This is a genomic window from Rhizobium mesosinicum, assembly GCF_019511345.1.
GTDB classification, from domain to species: domain Bacteria; phylum Pseudomonadota; class Alphaproteobacteria; order Rhizobiales; family Rhizobiaceae; genus Rhizobium; species Rhizobium mesosinicum.
In genome coordinates this window covers 105,528-123,426 of record NZ_JAEUAK010000006.1, presented here as the reverse complement: position 1 = coordinate 123,426, position 17,899 = coordinate 105,528, and the positions used below count along the sequence as shown (strand labels likewise).

At 60.5% G+C, this 17,899-nt stretch carries 17 protein-coding genes, 1 tRNA gene and 1 pseudogene; 10 read left to right on the top strand and 9 right to left on the bottom strand.

Going from position 1 to position 17,899, the window contains the following annotated elements; genetic code table 11:
* Nucleotides 1-51: 51 nt before the first annotated feature.
* The 3 genes from JNB85_RS17485 to tesB all read right to left on the bottom strand — a co-directional run bounded on the left by JNB85_RS17485 (nucleotide 52) and on the right by tesB (nucleotide 2,946).
* A complete protein-coding gene (locus JNB85_RS17485) occupies nucleotides 52-1,470 on the bottom strand; it encodes an ammonium transporter (RefSeq protein WP_220335600.1) in 1,419 nt (472 codons plus the stop codon).
* 28 nt (nucleotides 1,471-1,498) lie between these two features.
* Nucleotides 1,499-1,849 carry a P-II family nitrogen regulator gene (locus JNB85_RS17480; protein ID WP_007814595.1) on the bottom strand — a complete coding sequence of 117 codons (351 nt, stop codon included), beginning with the start codon at nucleotides 1,847-1,849 and terminating at the stop codon, nucleotides 1,499-1,501.
* Nucleotides 1,850-2,061: 212 nt separating this feature from the next.
* Nucleotides 2,062-2,946: an acyl-CoA thioesterase II gene (gene tesB / locus JNB85_RS17475; RefSeq protein WP_220335599.1), complete on the bottom strand. Its 885-nt coding sequence runs from the start codon at nucleotides 2,944-2,946 to the stop codon at nucleotides 2,062-2,064.
* An 84-nt stretch (nucleotides 2,947-3,030) separates the two neighbouring features.
* Between tesB and JNB85_RS17470 the strand changes: the two genes are divergently transcribed.
* The gene (locus JNB85_RS17470; protein ID WP_220335598.1) at nucleotides 3,031-4,245 is read left to right on the top strand and encodes a ubiquinone biosynthesis hydroxylase; all 1,215 of its coding nucleotides are present in this window, start codon (nucleotides 3,031-3,033) and stop codon (nucleotides 4,243-4,245) included.
* A 9-nt stretch (nucleotides 4,246-4,254) separates the two neighbouring features.
* Here the strand turns inward: JNB85_RS17470 and JNB85_RS17465 are convergent, their stop codons facing one another.
* The 4 genes from JNB85_RS17465 to JNB85_RS17450 all read right to left on the bottom strand — a co-directional run bounded on the left by JNB85_RS17465 (nucleotide 4,255) and on the right by JNB85_RS17450 (nucleotide 6,763).
* The gene (locus JNB85_RS17465; protein ID WP_112545684.1) at nucleotides 4,255-4,443 is read right to left on the bottom strand and encodes a Trm112 family protein; all 189 of its coding nucleotides are present in this window, start codon (nucleotides 4,441-4,443) and stop codon (nucleotides 4,255-4,257) included.
* Between the two features lie 8 nt (nucleotides 4,444-4,451).
* Nucleotides 4,452-5,123: an LON peptidase substrate-binding domain-containing protein gene (locus JNB85_RS17460; RefSeq protein WP_220335597.1), complete on the bottom strand. Its 672-nt coding sequence runs from the start codon at nucleotides 5,121-5,123 to the stop codon at nucleotides 4,452-4,454.
* 102 nt (nucleotides 5,124-5,225) lie between these two features.
* Nucleotides 5,226-6,197: a thioredoxin gene (gene trxA, locus JNB85_RS17455; RefSeq protein ID WP_220335596.1), complete on the bottom strand. Its 972-nt coding sequence runs from the start codon at nucleotides 6,195-6,197 to the stop codon at nucleotides 5,226-5,228.
* Between the two features lie 56 nt (nucleotides 6,198-6,253).
* Nucleotides 6,254-6,763 (bottom strand): prolyl-tRNA synthetase associated domain-containing protein, encoded by a 510-nt coding sequence (locus JNB85_RS17450; RefSeq protein ID WP_220335595.1) that lies wholly within the window; start codon nucleotides 6,761-6,763, stop codon nucleotides 6,254-6,256.
* A gap of 256 nt (nucleotides 6,764-7,019) precedes the next feature.
* On the opposite strand from JNB85_RS17450, the gene JNB85_RS17445 reads away from it, so the two are divergent.
* A tRNA-Gly gene (locus JNB85_RS17445) sits at nucleotides 7,020-7,094 on the top strand.
* Between the two features lie 44 nt (nucleotides 7,095-7,138).
* On the opposite strand, the pseudogene JNB85_RS17440 reads toward JNB85_RS17445, so the two are convergent.
* Both JNB85_RS17440 and JNB85_RS17435 read right to left on the bottom strand, forming a co-directional pair.
* Nucleotides 7,139-7,794: pseudogene (locus JNB85_RS17440) on the bottom strand (helix-turn-helix domain-containing protein).
* A gap of 63 nt (nucleotides 7,795-7,857) precedes the next feature.
* Nucleotides 7,858-8,058: a hypothetical protein gene (locus JNB85_RS17435; RefSeq protein WP_223216524.1), complete on the bottom strand. Its 201-nt coding sequence runs from the start codon at nucleotides 8,056-8,058 to the stop codon at nucleotides 7,858-7,860.
* Nucleotides 8,059-8,333: 275 nt separating this feature from the next.
* Between JNB85_RS17435 and JNB85_RS17430 the strand changes: the two genes are divergently transcribed.
* The 8 genes from JNB85_RS17430 (at nucleotide 8,334) to JNB85_RS17395 (ending at nucleotide 17,895) form a co-directional block, all read left to right on the top strand.
* Nucleotides 8,334-9,467, top strand: a complete 1,134-nt coding sequence (locus tag JNB85_RS17430) for an ROK family transcriptional regulator (RefSeq protein ID WP_220335594.1) — start codon at nucleotides 8,334-8,336, stop codon at nucleotides 9,465-9,467.
* 8 nt (nucleotides 9,468-9,475) lie between these two features.
* Nucleotides 9,476-10,918 carry a M81 family metallopeptidase gene (locus JNB85_RS17425; RefSeq protein WP_220335593.1) on the top strand — a complete coding sequence of 481 codons (1,443 nt, stop codon included), beginning with the start codon at nucleotides 9,476-9,478 and terminating at the stop codon, nucleotides 10,916-10,918.
* A gap of 208 nt (nucleotides 10,919-11,126) precedes the next feature.
* Nucleotides 11,127-11,852 carry a FadR/GntR family transcriptional regulator gene (locus tag JNB85_RS17420; protein WP_220335783.1) on the top strand — a complete coding sequence of 242 codons (726 nt, stop codon included), beginning with the start codon at nucleotides 11,127-11,129 and terminating at the stop codon, nucleotides 11,850-11,852.
* A gap of 78 nt (nucleotides 11,853-11,930) precedes the next feature.
* Complete coding sequence (locus tag JNB85_RS17415; protein ID WP_220335592.1) at nucleotides 11,931-13,439, top strand: ABC transporter substrate-binding protein; 1,509 nt, start codon at nucleotides 11,931-11,933, stop codon at nucleotides 13,437-13,439.
* 63 nt (nucleotides 13,440-13,502) lie between these two features.
* Complete coding sequence (locus tag JNB85_RS17410) at nucleotides 13,503-14,450, top strand: ABC transporter permease (RefSeq protein WP_220335591.1); 948 nt, start codon at nucleotides 13,503-13,505, stop codon at nucleotides 14,448-14,450.
* A complete protein-coding gene (locus JNB85_RS17405) occupies nucleotides 14,447-15,331 on the top strand; it encodes an ABC transporter permease (protein ID WP_220335590.1) in 885 nt (294 codons plus the stop codon). The genes JNB85_RS17410 and JNB85_RS17405 overlap by 4 nt, the downstream gene beginning before the upstream one ends.
* Before the next feature lie 21 nt (nucleotides 15,332-15,352).
* Nucleotides 15,353-17,137: a gamma-glutamyltransferase family protein gene (locus JNB85_RS17400; protein WP_220335589.1), complete on the top strand. Its 1,785-nt coding sequence runs from the start codon at nucleotides 15,353-15,355 to the stop codon at nucleotides 17,135-17,137.
* Nucleotides 17,138-17,139: 2 nt separating this feature from the next.
* The gene (locus tag JNB85_RS17395; protein ID WP_220335588.1) at nucleotides 17,140-17,895 is read left to right on the top strand and encodes a DUF1028 domain-containing protein; all 756 of its coding nucleotides are present in this window, start codon (nucleotides 17,140-17,142) and stop codon (nucleotides 17,893-17,895) included.
* Nucleotides 17,896-17,899 lie beyond the last annotated feature (4 nt).

The following is a 17,899-nucleotide window of genomic DNA, read 5'->3' as shown; positions in this document are numbered from 1 at the left end:
CGCGACGGGCTGTTCGGCGGCGCCCTTGTGCCGGCGCCGCAAACCCTGTGATTAGGCGTGGTAGGCTGCTTCGCCGTGCGTTGCGAGATCGAGACCTTCGCGCTCGGCTTCAACCGAAACGCGCAGGCCGATGATGACATCGACGATCTTGTAGAGGATCGCAGAGCCGATGCCCGACCACAGCAGCGTCGTGAGCACGCCCTTGGCCTGGGCCAGGACCTGCGTTGCCGTGCCGGCATAGGAGGCAGCGAAATCGGCCGTCGAGTAGTCGACGATACCGGCGCCGCCGAGGGCCGGGTTGACGAGGATGCCGGTGCCAAGAGCACCGATGATGCCGCCGATGCAATGGACACCGAAGACGTCGAGGCTGTCGTCATAGTTGAACTTGTTCTTCACGACGTCGACGAAGAAGTAGCAGACCGGCGAGACGATGAGACCGAGAACGATCGAACCCATCGGGCCGGCAAAGCCTGCCGCCGGAGTGACGGCGACGAGACCGGCAACAGCGCCGGAAGCCGCGCCCAGCATGGAAGCCTTGCCGCGAGCGAAGCTTTCGACGATGCACCAGGACACGGCGGCGGCGGCCGTCGCGACGAAGGTGTTGATCATGGCGAGCGATGCATAGGCATTGGCTTCGAGGTTAGAGCCTGCGTTGAAGCCGAACCAGCCGACCCAGAGCAGCGATGCGCCGACCATGGTGAGCGTCATCGAGTGCGGAGCCATGATCTCCTTCTTATAGCCGGTGCGCTTGCCGAGCATGATGGCGCCAACGAGGCCAGCGATACCGGCATTGATGTGAACGACCGTACCGCCGGCAAAATCGATTGCACCATAGGAGAAGATCAGACCAGCCGGCGAGGTGTAGGAGCTCGGACCGCCCCAGAACCAGACCATGTGCGCCATCGGGAAGTAGATGAAGGTGACCCAGAGCACGACGAAGAGCATGACGGCCGAGAATTTGATGCGCTCGGCGAATGCACCGACGATCAGGCCGGGCGTGATGCAGGCGAAGGTCATCTGGAATACGATGAAAGTATATTCCGGGATGGCGACGCCCTTCGAGAAGGTCTCAGCCAGCGACGAGGTGTTGACCCCGGCGAGGAACGCCTTGGAGAAGCCGCCGACGAAGCTGTTCAGCGAGCCACCATCGGTGAAGGCGAGCGAATAGCCGTAGGTCACCCAGATCAGCGCCACGACGGCAGTGATCATGAAGACCTGCATCAGCACCGAGAGCATGTTCTTGGCGCGCACGAGGCCGCCGTAGAACAGCGCAAGGCCGGGGATCGTCATCAGGAGGACGAGCGCCGAGGAAACGAGCATCCAGGTATTGTCACCCTTGTCCATGGTGAAAGCCGGAGCAGCGGCGGCTGCCGGGGCTGCTTCCTGCGCGAAAGCGACGACCGGCGCCAGGAGAGCAGCCGAAAGGGCGCCTACCCGTGCTATGTTGGAGGAAAACTTCGAAATTGACATTGGAAAAAGCTCCTTGATCTGCCGTTCTTTACAGCGCTTCTGAATCGGTCTCGCCCGTACGGATGCGCACGGCATGGTCGATCGAGTAGACGAAGATTTTGCCGTCACCGATCTGGCCGGTCTTGGCAGATGCTGCGATGGCTTCGACCGCCTTGTCGACGATCTCGGATGCGACCGCGATTTCGATCTTGAGCTTCGGCAGGAAGCTGACCGCATATTCAGTGCCGCGATAAATTTCAGTGTGCCCCTTCTGACGACCGTAGCCCTTCACTTCGGTCACAGTCAGGCCCTGGATGCCGATCGCCGTGAGGGCTTCGCGGACCTCATCGAGCTTGAACGGCTTGATAATGGCCATCACAATTTTCATCTGGTTTCCCATCCTTCGTTATCCTCGGCGCGGAGCCGACTCTCCTTGCCGCTGACGGTTTCTTGACCAGCGACCGGCGATAGACATTCAAAGGACGTGCCAGATTCGTGACAGTCTATAAGTTATTGAAATATAAAGACTATAATTGAAGGCGCCAATAAACAGGCAAATGATTGGTCAATAAGCGCACAAATAACGCGCAAATTTATAAATATGCACATTATTTATTCATTTGCCTTTTTCCGAATCAACCCCTCCTGCGCCACCGACGCGATTAGGACACCGGAGCGACTAAATAGGCTACCGCGGGTCAATCCCCGGGCGCCTGAAGCCGACGGACTGTCCTGCGTATAGAGCAGCCAGTCGTCGAGCTTATCGGAACGATGGAACCACATGGCGTGGTCGAGGCTTGCAACCTGCAGGTTCTGGTCGAAAATGGACGTTCCGTGGGCATGCAGCGATGCATCGAGCAGCGTCATGTCCGAGAGATAGGCAAGCACAGCGGCCTGATAAAGCCTGCTGTCCGGCACAGGACCGGTAGCACGAACCCAGACATCCTGCCGCGGCTCGAGCTTCTCACTCGTAAAATAGTGCTTGAGCGAGACCGGGCGGATCTCGATCGGCCGTTCGCGCTCCCAATATTTGCGCACCGCCTCCGGAGCATGAGCGAGATACTGCTCCTTGATCTGCTGTTCGCCGAGCAGCGTTTCCGGCATCGGCACGGGCGGCATGGGGACCTGATGGTCGAAGCCCGGCTCCTCGACCTGGAACGAGGCCGAGAGCGCGAAGATCGCCTTGCCGTGCTGGATCGCGACGGCCCGGCGTGTGTTGAAACTCGATCCGTCCCGAATGCGCTCGACCTGATAGATGATCGGCACCGAGGGGTCGCCGGGGCGCATGAAATAGGCGTGCAGGGAGTGAATGAAGCGACCGTCCGCCACCGTGCGCTGCGCCGCCATCAACGCCTGTGCAATCACCTGCCCGCCAAACACGCGCTGCCAGCCGACCTGCGGACTGCGGCCACGAAAGATATCGACCTCGATCGGCTCGATATCGAGCGTCGAAATCAGCGTTTCCATCGCGGTCGGTTTATCCGTTTGTTCCGTCATTTGTTCGGCTCTCGGCGGTAGGAAGTAGCAATATGATGATCTATATAGATCGCATCTGATCGTAGAAAGTAACAGGAGCGGACGATGCTGGACATGCTGGTTGCAGGCGGAGGTTATGTCGGCCTGTCCGTGGCCGTGGCGGTCAAGCAGGCTGCCCCGCATCTCAATATCGCCGTCGTCGAGGCAGCACCCGAGCATGCCTGGAAAAAGGATATGCGCGCTTCCGCCATTATCGCGGCCGCGACAAAGATGCTCGAAGTCTTCGGCATCTGGGATGAGATCGAGCCGGAGGCTCAGCCGATCACCAAGATGATCGTGACCGATTCCAAGATGTCCGATCCTGTCCGCCCGATCTTCCTGACCTTCGACGGCGAAGTCGCCGATGGCCGGCCCTTTGCCCACATGATCCCGAATGTCGCTCTGGTAGGCGCGCTGCACGGCGCCTGCGAGCGGCTCGGCATCGAGATCCGCCACGGCCTGAGCGCCGCCGGCCTGAAGACGAATGATACCTATATCGAAGTCAGCCTGTCCGACGGCAGCACGCTGCAATCACGCCTGCTGGTTGCCTGCGATGGCGTGCGCTCCAGACTGCGCGATTTCGCCGGCATCAAGACTGTCACCTGGGATTACGGTCAGTCCGGCATCGTGACGACCGTCGAGCACGAGCGCCCGCACCACGGCTGCGCCGAAGAACATTTCCTGCCATCCGGCCCCTTCGCCATCCTGCCGCTGCGCAACAACCGCTCGTCGCTCGTCTGGACCGAGCGGACGAATGACGCCAACCGCTTGATTGCGGCTGACGATCTGGTTTTCGAGGAGGAACTTGAACGCCGCTTCGGCCACAAACTCGGCGCTCTCAAGGTGGTTGGCGACAAGCGCGCCTTCCCGCTCGGCCTCACGCTTGCTCGCTCCTTCGTCGCTCCGCGTTTTGCGCTAGCAGGTGATGCCGCACACGGCATCCATCCGATTTCCGGCCAGGGCCTCAATCTCGGCTTCAAGGACGTAGCCGCCCTTGCCGAAACCATCGTGGAAGCCGATCGCCTTGGCCTTGATATCGGCGCCATCAATATTCTGGAGCGCTACCAGAGCTGGCGCCGTTTCGACACGTTCCGCATGGGCGTCACCACAGACGTGTTGAACCGGCTGTTCTCCAATGACGCGGCGCCGATCCGCATCGCCCGCGATTTCGGCCTCGGCATCGTCGATCGCCTGCCCGGCCTGAAATCCTTCTTCATCGGCCAGGCGGCAGGAACGACTGCCAAGAACAATCCGAAGCTGCTCGCAGGCGAAACAATCTGAAATTACTCTTCAGTCTTCGAGGCTGCGCGCTTCAGAAACGAGCATGATCGGAATGCCGTCTCTGATCGGATAGGCAAGGCGCGCCTTTTCCGAGACCAACTCATTGTGCTCCCGGTCATAGGAAAGCCGCCCCTTGGTGAGCGGGCAGACGAGAAGTTCGAGAAGCTTGGGATCGACCCGGCTCAGTTTTTCGTCCATCGCGCCCTCTACTGCAGTACGGTATCCGAATCGCCGAAGACGCGGGCTAGCACGATTTCGGTGATGGCGATCAGGGTTTCCGCCCTCGTCTTGAGGTCGGGCGCTTCGAGCAGCGCCTGTTTTTCGGCGGGGCCGAAAGGCGACATCATCGCGAGCGAATTGACGAGGGTAAGGTTGCTAGCCCGCTCCACGCTCTCCCAGTCTGCCTCGAGTTTGTTGGCGTCAAGATAGGCCTTAAAAGCTGTTAGCAACGCGCCACGGTCGACGGCATCTTCCTCGTTCTCGGCGGAAAGATCGGAAATGAATGGCGCGATGCGAAAGCTGCGGAACGGCTGACCATGCGATCTCTCTTCCAGCAGCCGGAAACGGCACACACCCGTGAGCGAGACGATATAACGTCCATCCCCCGTTTCGGCATAAGAGGTAATCCGGCCGAGGCAACCGACAGCTGCAAGCTCAGGAGCATGCGTCTTGTCTTCATGCTCGCCGTGCGCCGGCTGCACCATGCCGATCAGACGGTTTCCGGTCAGTGCAGCATCGAACATCGCGAGATAACGCGGCTCGAAGATGTTGAGCGGCAACTGTCCGGCAGGCAGGAGAAGCGCACCTGTCAGGGGAAAAACTGCGATCTCATCCGGTAGATCCCCGGGCTTCAGATATCTCGCATTGCCGACTTGCATGAAGACTAGTCCCGCACTCTTTCGGCGGGCGCATCTGTGGCGCCCGTCCTCACGACGAATGTGGTGCCCTTGCGTAAAAACGCAAGGGCAGATGCGGCAAACTCAGGAAAAGAGGATGGAGGAAAGCTTGCGGCGAGCCGAAACAGTCGCCGGATCCTTGAAGCCCCAGACCTCGAAGAACTGCAGGAGCTGGCGACGCGCCCCGTCGTCATCGAAGGCGCGATCCTTGCGCATGATGAAGAGCAGGTGTTCGGCCGCCTCCTCGCGCTTTCCCTCGACATTGAGGATCTTGGCGAGTTTCAGGCGGGCTTCGTGATGATCGGGATTCAGTGCCAGCTCGCGCTCCAGAGCGACAGGATCGCCGAGCTTGCGGGCTTCTTCGATCTGGTCGAGCTTCTTCAGGACCGCCTGAATCCCTGCGTCCTTGGCAAGCGCCTCAGACAACTCGCTCAACATCTGGCGAGCCTCGCCATGCTGGTCGGCCGCGATCAGACACTCGGCCATGCCGGCAAGAGCCTTGGCGTTTTCCGGCTCGGCCTGTATGATGGCGCCGTAAAGCTGCCCCGCTTCATTGATGTTGCCGGCAGCAAGCAATTCGCCCGCTTCCGCCAGAACGGCCTCGATCTCAGCGGCCTGATCGGCACCCGCCGGACCTGCAAGGCGATCGACGAACTGGCGGACCTGGCTTTCCGGAACAGCACCCATGAAGCCGTCGGCCGGGCGACCGTTGACGAAGGCAATGACCGCCGGGATCGACTGGATGCCGAGCTGGCCGGCGATCGAGGGATGATCGTCGATGTTCATCTTGACCAGCTTGACGCGGCCCTGACCTTCGTTGACGACCTTTTCCAAAACCGGCGTCAGCTGCTTGCACGGGCCGCACCACGGCGCCCAGAAATCGACCAGAACCGGCTGATTGCGCGACTCATCGAGGACGTCCTTCGAAAAATTCGCCGTCGTCGTGTCCTTGATATGACTGCCGCCCGCCGCAGGCTCGGATACTGCGCCATAACTTGCCGTTGCCGACATCTGGTTGCCGAAGGAACCGTTGTAAGGATTGTCGCTGCCGCTCATAGGTATCTCCCGCCGCGCCGATCTGCCGGCGTCTCTGATAGCGCTAAAATCGTATGTCAGGACGTCACTTTCAAGACAAGCGGCTTATGCCCAGTCGCTTCCATGAATCGTATCAGATCGGCGCTGGCGATCGACGTCGTCGCATCGTTGGAAAGCGGATGGCAGTTGATGATCTCGTCATGCATCAGATCAGCATCGAGGACGAAGGTGACATTGTTGCCGGTATCGTTGATCGCGCCGAACGCGGTAACAGCGCCTGGAATGACACCAAGATATTCCATCAGCTTCTCGGGCCTGCCGAAAGAGACGCGGCCGGAAGCGCCGATGAGAGTATGGACCTGCTTGAGGTCGACGAGGGCATTTTCCTCGACTGTCAGCAGGAAGTAACGATCTTTCTTGTCCTTCACGAACAGGTTCTTGGTATGCCCGCCTGGAATCTCGTCCCGCAACGCCACCGATTCGGCCACCGTGAAGACTGGCGCATGGTTTTTGGTGCTGTGGGCGATGCCGAGCCCATCGAGAAAGGCGAGGAGTTCCTGGCGAGTCTTGGGCTTGTTTTCGATCATCGTCATTCCATCAGGCAGGAGAAAGGCAGATTGGACTGCCTGCTTACGTCCGCCTCGTGCGCTTGGCAATCTTCAGGACGACGCGTTGCCCCGCATTCGCGGCGCTTCCGAAGCCGGTTTTCCACCATCGGAACTTTTCTTCGTTTTTCCGTCATTTCCCTGTTGCATTTGAAAATCGTTTGGGCGATATAGCGCCCGTCGCCGCAAGGTGGCACCCACGGTCCGCTACTTACTACCCCGGACCGTTGTGGATTGAGCGGGTGTAGCTCAGGGGTAGAGCACAACCTTGCCAAGGTTGGGGTCGAGGGTTCGAATCCCTTCGCCCGCTCCAGTTTCTCAATTGTCCAGCCCGGAGACATAGGTAACAAAACGTACCTAACACATGGGTGACAACCTCGTGCCGAACGGGTTGTCGATGGTTTGCAAAGTCCTCTGCTCCAGGTCGATATATCCCAGATCATAATGCATGAAGCTGACGAGCCAAATACCGTCGTCGACTTCCTTGAGCCCCAGTTTCTGGCCGGCCAGCACCGTCGATATGTTGATCTTCTTGCGATAGATGCAGATGCGGCCGCAATTGGTGACCAGCGCCTCCCGATCATGGAAGGGGTAGTCGATCTCCGGCAGGCCCTGATAGAGTCGTGACGACGCGGCGTAGAGATCGACAGGCGTCTTCATCGCCAGGGCTTCATGCGGTCGCTCGGTATTGAATTCGCTGACGAATGCATCGAAACGGGCCTGCTGCTGCAGGATATTTCTGCCGGGTGGCACCCCAATGCGGCTTCTCTTGTCTGAGCCGCACGATCATTGCCTCCACCGGCTCGGGCAACTGGTTGGCGTAACGCACCGGTCGTCGAGACCGATCCGTCAGCGCCTCCAGGCCGTCGTCCTTGTAGCGATTGAAGATCTTGTAGCCGGGTCTTGCGCGAGATGCCGAACTCCCGGCACACATCGCTCATGCCTTCGCCCTCAAGCAGCCGGGCGATAAAGCGTAGACGTTCCTCCATCACCGAAGTCTCTCTCCACGGCATCAACACCTCCCGCCAAAAGCGAAAAGTGTTACCCATGTCTCCGGTACGTCCCGTACTTATCTCTCAGGCCGGGCACAATTTTCCCAACCGATACGACGAAACGGGCAGCAAGCTGCGCGTCGCATCTCTTTTTATTTCCGCGGATCGAGCAGGCCGCCGGCCGTCGCCGAGAATGTTGAAGCCAAGCGTGGTGACCATGATCGCGAGGCCCGGAAGGAGCGACATATAGATATTGAGGCCGAGATAATTGCGGCTATCGCCCATCATTGCGCTCCGTTGAGCGAAACCGAGAACATGACGGTCAGCGAGGAAGCGGGAGCCGAAAACGGCGCAAACAGCGTTCCGGAGACGGCGTAGATCAATGCGAACATGCAAGTCTGATAAATCTCTTGCGAATGATTTCGATTGGTTCACCCTCTTGTGACTCTTGAAGTGGCTTTCGGGTCGACTTTGGCCAGTTGTTGTAATTTATTTCGATTGATTGGTTCATTTTGTGAACTTATTGTCAGGACGGCACGTCGGCGGATCAGGAATTTTGTATGTTCAATACGTCGCAGCGCGAGCTCCTGCGCGTCATAAGCGAGTCCGGCCCCTTAAGCCGGACCGATCTTGCTGCCGCGATCGGGCTCAGCAAAGCGGCGATGAGTGGCATTGCTCGCGAGCTGATCGATCGCGGCGTGCTGCACGAGACAGAGACCGTCTATGGCCAGGGCCGGCCCTCCGTGCTGCTCGACCTGAAGCCGGAATGCGCCTTCTTCATAGGTATTTCGCTTCTGGAAGATCCGGCGCCGATGATCCTCAGCGATCTGAACGGCAATATCATCGCCCGTCAGCAATTGCCCCATTCCCGCGATCCCAAGGTCATTGCCAACGCCATCGCCTACGGCCTGCCGGAAATCCTGAAGGGCCACCCGCAGGCAAGCTCCAAGCTTGCCGGCATCGGCGTGGCACTGTCCGGCTTCGTCGACGAAAAACAGGCGACCTGCGTGCAGTCCACTCTGCTTGGCTGGCAGGATGTGCCGCTCGCCGAATTTATCCGTCAGGCAAGCGGCGTCGATACCTTCATCGAAAACGACGCCAAGGCCGTGGCCGTCAGCGAGAAGCTGTTCGGCATAGCCCGCGACGTGCCCAATTTCTCGATCGTTTCGTTGGGAGACGGTATCGGCTGCGCCCATGTCATCGACGGCAGGCTCTATCGCGGCAATCATGGCGGTGCGGGCGAAATCGCCCACGCAACGATCGAGCCGGGTGGCGCACCCTGCCGCTGCGGCAAGCGCGGTTGCCTGGATACCATCGCCTCCATGACGGCGATCAAGGAGATGGCGCGAGCCGCCGGCTTGAAATGTACCTCGCTGTCCGAGCTGGAAGAGGAAGCCTCGCTCGGCACAGCCGAGGCGATCGCCATCATCCACAAGGCCGGCGCAGCCATCGGTCTCGCCATCTCGCACCTGATCCAAATGAACGACCCCGGCATGATCCTTGTCACTCATGTCGAAGGTTCCTTCGAAGGCCTGTTCGGCACGGTCGTGCAACAGGCGGTCGAAGCCAATGTTCTTCCGCGTTATGCCGGCCAAACGCCGATCCGCACCCGCCGCGTCGATAGCGACGTCTGGGCGCGGGGTGCCGCCAGTATCGCCGCCCATAATTTTCTGATCGGTCCTAATATAAGCTGAGGTTTCCCATGCGCATCGCCGTCGGTGGCATTCACATCGAATGCAGCACGTACAATCCCATCCTGAACGAGGAGAAGGACTTCCGGGTGGTACGTGGCGAGGAATTGCTGGCAAACCCCTATTTTGCGTTCCTTGGAGATTACGACGCCGAATTCCTGCCGACGATCCATGCCCGCGCCATTGCCGGCGGCCCGGTCGCACGCCATACCTATGAGGCCTTCAAGGCGGAGTTCCTGGAACGCCTGAAGCCACTGCTGCCGCTCGACGGCCTCTATCTCGCCATGCACGGAGCCATGTATGTCGAAGGCATGGAAGATGCGGAAGGCGACTGGATCGGTGCAACCCGCGCGCTTGTCGGCGATCACTGCATGATCTCGGCCAGTTACGACCTGCATGGCAACGTCACCCAGCGCATCCTCGATGCGCTGGACATGTACTCCACCTATCGCACGGCGCCGCATATCGACGTCGAAGAGACGATGCGCCGCTCGGTCTCCATGCTCGTGAAAAGCCTGAAGACGGGCGTGAAGCCCGTCCTGCTCTGGGCGCCGATCCCGGTCGTTCTGCCGGGGGAACGCACCAGCACCGTCGATGAACCGGCAAAGAGCCTTTACGCCGAACTGCCCGGTATCGACGCGCTCGATGGCGTCTGGGATGCTTCGCTGATGGTCGGCTACGTCTGGGCCGACGAACCCCGCACAACCGCCGCCGCCATCATGACCGGTACCGACCGCACCGTGCTGGAGCGTGAGGCAAAGCGTTTGGCAAAGGCCTATTGGGACGTACGCGAAGAATTCGTTTTCGGCTGCGAGACCGGCTCGATCGAGGAATGCGTCTCCAAGGCGATCACGAGCCCGACCGGCCCCGTGGTGCTTGCCGAATCTGGCGACAATCCGACCGGCGGCGGTGTGGGCGATCGTGCCGACCTATTGGCCGAACTGATTGCAAAAGGCGCCACCGGCGTCGTCTTCGCCGGCATCGCCGATCAGGCGGCCACCGAGACCTGCTATGCTGCGGGCGTCGGCGCCACTCTGAAGCTGACGGTCGGCGCCTCGCTCGATACCAAGGGCAGCAAGCCGGTGACGGGACGCTTCCTGGTGAAATTCCTGCACGAAACCGCTGACGCCGCCGATCGCCAGGCCGTCGTTTCCATCGGCGGCATCGATCTGGTGCTGTCCGCCAAACGCCGCCCCTATCACAACATCGTCGATTTTATCCGCCTCGGTCTTGATCCGCGCACGGCAAAGATCGTCGTCGTCAAATCGGGTTATCTCTCGCCGGAACTGGCACCGATCGCCAATCCCAACCTCATGGCGCTCTCGGCCGGTGTCGTCGACCAGTTCGTCGAGCGCTTGCCGCGCCTGCGCAAAGAGCACCCGACCTATCCTTTCGACAAGGATTTCAGCTTCGAGCCGCAGGCTTTCCTTTCGGCGCGCTCCGCGAACCGCTGAGGCTTAAAAGGCGAACCAATTGATTTTTGGTACCGCACCCTTGCCTAGCGTACGGCTCTCGTCAAAACGTGCGCCTAGTTTTGGATTTTGCCGTAAATCCGTGCGATTCGACCAATAAACAGGCAGATACTTATTTGCATAAAAAAAGCGCTTGACGATCCGCAGGATTTGGTTTGCATTGAACCAATATCAAATTGGTTCAGCCCTCATGGACGACACGCAAGGTAATTCGAACTATGCGCTGGAGAAGCTGAGGACTCTCCTGCAGTCGGATAGTCTCGATGCCGATGGCAAGCTGCCGACTGAACGCACGCTCTCCGAAATGCTCGGCGTCAGCCGCCGCTCCATCCGCCGCGCGCTGGAAGTGCTGGAGGCCGAAGGTCGTATCTGGCGCCGGCAGGGTTCCGGCACCTTTGCCGGCAAGCGGCCGGACGAATGGAGCAGCCAAGTCGATTCCATCGTCGCCGACACCGATCTCATGGAAATCATGGAGGTGCGCCTGCGCATCGAGCCACAGCTTGTCCAGCTGGCAGCCATGCGGGCCAAGGCGCGCGAGATCGAACGCATGTACGATCTGGTGGAGAAAATCTACGGCAGCACCGATGCCGACGGCCGCGAACTCTGGGATGGGGCGCTGCATCGCCAGATTGCTCAATGCGCCGGGAACCAGTTCTTCCTGACGATTTTCGATGTCATCAATCGCGTCCGGCAAGATCCCGCCTGGCAGACGATCCGCGAGCGCGCCCGCAGCATAAGCCGCACGCGCGAAGTCACCTATGGGCAGCACAGAGCCATCGTCGACGCTATCGCCGCCCGCGATCCAGCAAAGGCCGGTGAAGCCATGCGCCAACACCTGCTGACGCTGCAGGAAAGCCTCATCCGCATCACCTCTCTCGACCATGGCGAAGCGGTGGCCGAAAAGGAGCCCTCGTGAGCGGGGAAGCCGGCACGGCGGAGATAACCGCCGGCTCGATAGGACAAAAGTGACAAAAACATACCAGAGGAGAATGAAATGAAATTCGCCAGATTGCTGACGACTGCCGCAGCGGCAGCGCTCTTTGCGCTTCCCGCATTCGCGATCGAACTGAAGATCGGATTACAGGACGATGCCGACGTGCTTGATCCCGCGCAGTCGCGCACCTTCGTCGGTCGTATCGTCTATACCGCGATGTGCGACAAGCTCGTCGATGTCTCGCCGGACCTGAAGATCGTGCCACAGCTTGCGACGGAATGGAACTGGTCTGCCGACGGCAAGGAGCTCACCATGAAGCTTCGCCAAGGTGTGAAGTTCCAGGACGAGACGCCCTTCAACGCGGAAGCCGTCGTCGCCACCATCGAGCGCAACATGACCCTGCCGGAATCGCGTCGCAAGAGCGAGCTGAGCTCCGTCCAGAAGGTCGAGGCGACAGGCGAATATGAAGTCAGGTTCACGCTGAAGAGCCCGGATGTCACCCTGCTCGCCCAGCTTTCCGACCGCGCGGGCATGATCGTCTCCCCGAAGGCTGCAAAGGAACTCGGCGCGAAGTTCGGCGATCATCCGGTCTGCGCCGGCCCCTTCAAGTTCGTCGAACGCGTCCAGCAGGACCGCATCGTGCTCGAAAAGTTCCAGGACTACTGGAACAAGGATAATGTCTTCATCGACAAGATCACCTACCTGCCGATCCCGGATTCGACCGTACGCCTCGCCAACCTGCGCTCCGGCGATCTCGACATGATCGAACGCGTGGCCGCAACCGACGCCGAGACGGTCAAGAGCGATCCGAACCTCGTCTACAAGGATGTCGTCAACACCGGCTGGCTCGGCATCTACGCCAATGTCGGCAATGGCGCGCGCGCCGATAACCCGATCGGCAAGGACAAGCGCCTGCGCCAGGCCTTCTCGTTGGCAATCGACCGCGATGCCGCCATGCAGATCGTCTTCGAAGGCACCGGCGTTGCCGGCAACCAGCCCTTCCCGCCGAGCAGCCCGTGGTTCGACAAGAATGTTCCGGTTCCGGCCCGCGACGTCGAAAAGGCCAAGGCCCTCGTCGAGGCGGCAGGCTTCGACCGCATTCCGGTCGAAATGCAGGTTTCTAACAGCCCCGTGGTCATGCAGATGATGCAGATCGTCCAGTCCATGGTCGCCGAAGCCGGCTTCGACCTGACCCTGAAGACAACGGAATTTGCGACCCTGCTCAATGAGCAGACCGCCGGCAATTACCAGCTCAGCCGCTCCGACTGGTCCGGCCGCGTCGATCCTGACGGCAACATCCAGCAGTTCGTCACCTGTGGCGCCGGCCTGAACGACAGCAAATATTGCAATGCTGATGTCGATAAGCTGCTGAACGAGGCTCGCCAGTCTCCTGACGATTCCGTGCGCAAGCAGAAATACGATGCCGCAACTGCGATCCTCAATGACGACTTGCCGATCATCTTCCTCGGCCACCAGTCCTGGATCTGGGCGCTGCACAAGAACATCACCGGCTTCGTTGCTTCGCCCGACGGCATGATCCGCCTCGTCGGCGTGAAAAAGGAAGGCTGACAGCCGCACGCTTCAGGAATGCGGCGACCCTCGCCGCGTTCCGCTGATGGTATCGGAGCGCCCATGTACAGGTTCATCGCCAAGCGGCTGCTGGTCGCCATTCCAACTCTACTGATCATTTCGGTGTTCGTCTTCTCGCTGCAGAAACTTCTGCCGGGCGATCCGGTTCTGGCGATGGCCGGCGAAGAGCGCGATCCGCAGGTGCTGGAATTCCTACGGGAAAAATATCATCTCAACGATCCCGTCCCCTACCAGTATTTCTACTGGCTGGGCTCCGCGCTTCAGGGCGATCTCGGCATTTCGCTGCGCACCAACCAGCCGGTTCTCGAGCTCGTGGCCGAGAAACTGCCGGTCACCATCCAGCTCGCGATCATGTCGATGGTCTTCGCCTTCGTCATCGGCGTGCCGATGGGCATTCTGGCGGCCGTCAAGAAGAACACCTTCATCGATTATCTCGCCAACATCATCGCTCTGTCAGGTCTGTCGATCCCGAACTTCTGGCTCGGCATTATGCTGATCCTGCTGATTTCGGTGAACCTCGGCTGGTTGCCAGCTTCAGGCTATGAGTCCTTCTTCTCCAATCCGCTACGCTCGATCCAGACCATGCTGATGCCCTCCTTCGTGCTCGGCAACGCACTTGCCGCCACGCTGATGCGCCACACCCGTTCGGCGATGCTGAGCGTCTTGAGCGCCGACTATATCCGTACCGCCCGCGCCAAGGGGCTTCCGGAAAGCTCCGTGGTTCTGGAACACAGCTTCCGCAACGCGGTCCTGCCGATTGTCACACTGACCGCTCTGCTTTTCGGCGAACTTCTCGCCGGCGCGGTTCTCACCGAACAGATTTTCACCATTCCAGGCTTCGGCAAGCTCATCGTCGATGCCGTCTTCAATCGCGATTACGCCGTCGTCCAGGGCGTCGTCATCTGCACGGCAATCGGCTTCATCCTGATGAACCTCGTGGCCGACGTGCTCTATGTCCTTCTCAATCCGCGCATGAGAGCTTCGCTATGACCGCTATCGATCAAGTCGCAGCCGCACCCATAGCCTCAACCGAGCAGCGTGCGCCGAGCCGCGCCTGGCGCAAGCTCAAAGCCAACAAGGGCGCGCTCGTCGGCCTCGCCATCATCGGCTTTTTCGCAATCCTTGCCCTCATCGCGCCGCTTCTGCCGCTCTCCGACCCGAACGCCACGAGCTGGTCGACGATCCGCAAGGCGCCATCAGCCGCCCATTGGCTCGGCACCGACGATATCGGCCGCGACATCCTCTCCCGAATGATCTGGGGCGCCCAGGCCTCGCTGATGGCTGGCGTCTTCTCCGTAGCGATCGCCGTCCTCGTCGGCGTGCCCTTCGGCCTGATCTCAGGCTATTTCGGCGGCTGGATCGACATGATCATCTCCCGCATTACCGAAGCCTTTCTGGCGATGCCTTTCCTCATCACCGCGATCGCGCTCGCCGCCTTCCTCGGCCCGAGCCTCAGCAATGCGATGATCGCGATCGGCCTTTCGGCCATGCCGATCTTCGTGCGGCTGACGCGCGGGCAGGTGCTGGCGGTCAAGACTGAGGAGTATATCGAAGGCGCGCGATCCATCGGTCTTCGCCATTTCAGCATCATCACCCGCTACATCCTGCCGAATGTGTTCGCGCCGATCCTCGTACAGGCGACGTTGACGATCGCAACCGCCATCATCGCCGAAGCCAGCCTCTCTTTCCTCGGGCTCGGCCAACAGCCACCGGCACCTAGCTGGGGCTCGATGCTGAACGTTGCCAAGAATTTCCTCAGCCAGGCACCGTGGATGGCGATGTGGCCCGGCATGGCCATCTTCCTCGTCGTTATCGGTTTCAATCTCTTGGGCGACGGTCTGCGCGATGCGCTTGATCCGCGCGAAGCATGACTCTTCGAAAGGACATATGAAATGACCGCATTCACGACCCGCCCCGAAATTCTGGGCACATTCGGCGTCGTCACCTCAACGCACTGGATCGCCTCGGCCGCCGGTATGAGCATCCTGGAAAAGGGCGGCAATGCCTTCGATGCGGCGGTTGCCACCGGCTTCACCCTGCAGATTCTCGAGCCGCACCTCGTCGGCCCCGGCGGCGACATGCCGGCAATCATCTATTCCAAGAAAAAGGACAAGGTCGAGGTCATCTGTGCCCAAGGCCCTGCGCCCGCAGGCGCCACTATCGAACACTATACGTCCGAGGGCCTGAAACTGATCCCCGGCGACGGCCTTCTTGCAACTGTCATTCCCGGCTCCTTCGATGGCTGGATGCTGATGTTGCGCGATTACGGCCGGCTGAGCGTGCGCGACGTGCTGGAGCCGGCGATCGATTACGCCGAAAACGGCCATCCGCTGCTGCCGCGCGTCTCCGCGACCATCAAGGGTCTTGCCGAATTCTTTGAAAGGGAATGGCCGACCTCCTTCGAAACTTGGGTACCCGGAGGGTCCGTTCCAGAACCGAATTCCAACTTCAAGAACCCGGTTCTGGCCGAGACCTGGAAGCGCATCATTTCCGAGGCCGAAGCAAAGCAGGGCCGCGAGGCACAGATCGAAGCCGCCCGCGACGCCTTCTATCGCGGCTTCGTCGCCGAAAAGATCGCAAACTATCTGAAGATCGCCGAAGTGATGGATGCGAGCGGCAGCCGCCACAAGGCGGTGCTGACGGCAGACGACATGGCGAACTGGTCGGCAACGATCGAGGAACCGCAGACCTACGACTATCACGGCTGGACGGTCGCCAAGATCGGCCCCTGGGGACAGGGTCCGGTCTTCCTGCAGGCCCTGTCGATCCTCAAGGGCATGGATATCGCTGCAATGGCGCCTGATGGCGCCGACTTCGTCCATACCGTGACCGAAGCCATGAAACTCGCCTTCGCCGATCGAGAGATCTACTACGGTGATCCGAAATTCGCCGAAGTGCCGCTCGACCAGCTTCTGTCAGACACCTACGCCGCCGTCCGCCGCAAACTCATTACGGACGAAGCCTCCTTCGACCTGCGTCCCGGTAAGCTGCCCGGCTTCGAGCAACAATATGATGTGACGATGGAAATGCTCGGCGCCGATTCCAAGACCGGCGCCGTCTACGAGCCGACCATGGCACATCTGACGGAAAAGCGCGGCGACACGGTCCACATCGACGTCATCGACCGCGAAGGCAACATGGTCTCGGTCACCCCCTCAGGCGGCTGGCTGCAGTCCTCGCCGATCATTCCAGGCCTCGGCTTCTGCCTGAATTCGCGCGCCCAGATGTTCTGGCTGAAACCCGGCCTGCCGACATCGCTCGCTCCCGGCAAGCGCCCGCGCACGACGCTGACGCCCTCACTCGCCCTTTACGAAGGCCGCCCGACGCTCGCGTTCGGCACGCCCGGAGGCGACCAGCAGGAACAATGGCAGCTCTCCTTCTTCCTGCGTTATGTCCATCACAAGATGAACCTGCAGGCGGCAATCGACCAGCCGCTCTTCCACACCTCGCATTTCCCCGGCTCCTTCTATCCGCGCACACGCGAGCCGGGCGGCCTGATGGTGGAAGGCAATTTCAGCGCGGCCGTACTCGACAGTCTGCGTGCCCGCGGCCACAAGCTCACCGTCTCCGATCCTTGGACCATCGGCCGCTTGACGGCAGCCCGCCGCGATGCCGATGGGCTGTTGCGAGCCGCCGCCACGCCGCGCCTCATGCAGGCCTATGCGGTCGGGAGATAAGCATGACATGGTCCATCGTCGCCCGTGATCCCAACACAGGCTATCTCGGCATTGCCGTCGCCACCCGCTTCTTTGCGGTCGGCGGCCTGGTGCCGCATGTCCGCGGCGGCATCGGCGCAGTCGCGACGCAGGCTTTCGTAAGCCCGCTCTACGGTACGGATGGGCTCGCTTTGCTTGCTACCGGCAAGGCGCCGGATGAGATCATCGCCGAACTGACCGCCCGTGATGCCGGCCGAGACCAGCGCCAGCTTCACCTGATCAATGCTCGCGGCCGCAACGCCGCCTTCACCGGCGCAAAATGCATCGATTGGGCCGGCCATCTGCTCGACGATAGTGTTTCCGTCGCCGGCAATATGCTGGCCGGCCCTGATGTCATCGCACAGACGCTTGCCACCTATAAGAAGGCGATGGACAAGTCCTTCGTCGAGCGCCTGCTCGAAGCCATGCAGGCCGGCGAGGATGCCGGCGGTGATAAGCGTGGCAAACAGTCTGCCGCCCTCCTCGTCCATCGTGATCAGGATTATCCCTGGCTTAGCATCAGGGCGGACGATCATCCCGACCCGCTCGCGGAATTGCGCCGGCTCTATGCGGTAGCGCAGGAACGCTACATGCACGTCGCCGAGACGATGGCGACGAAGGCCAATCCCAATGGAATGATCGACAGGCGCGAGATCGATGAAAGGATCGCGGCGCTCGAGGCCGCGCGTATTGCTGAAGGACGGCCGTCCGCCTCACTTGCCACGCCTTTGAAGACCTGAAATC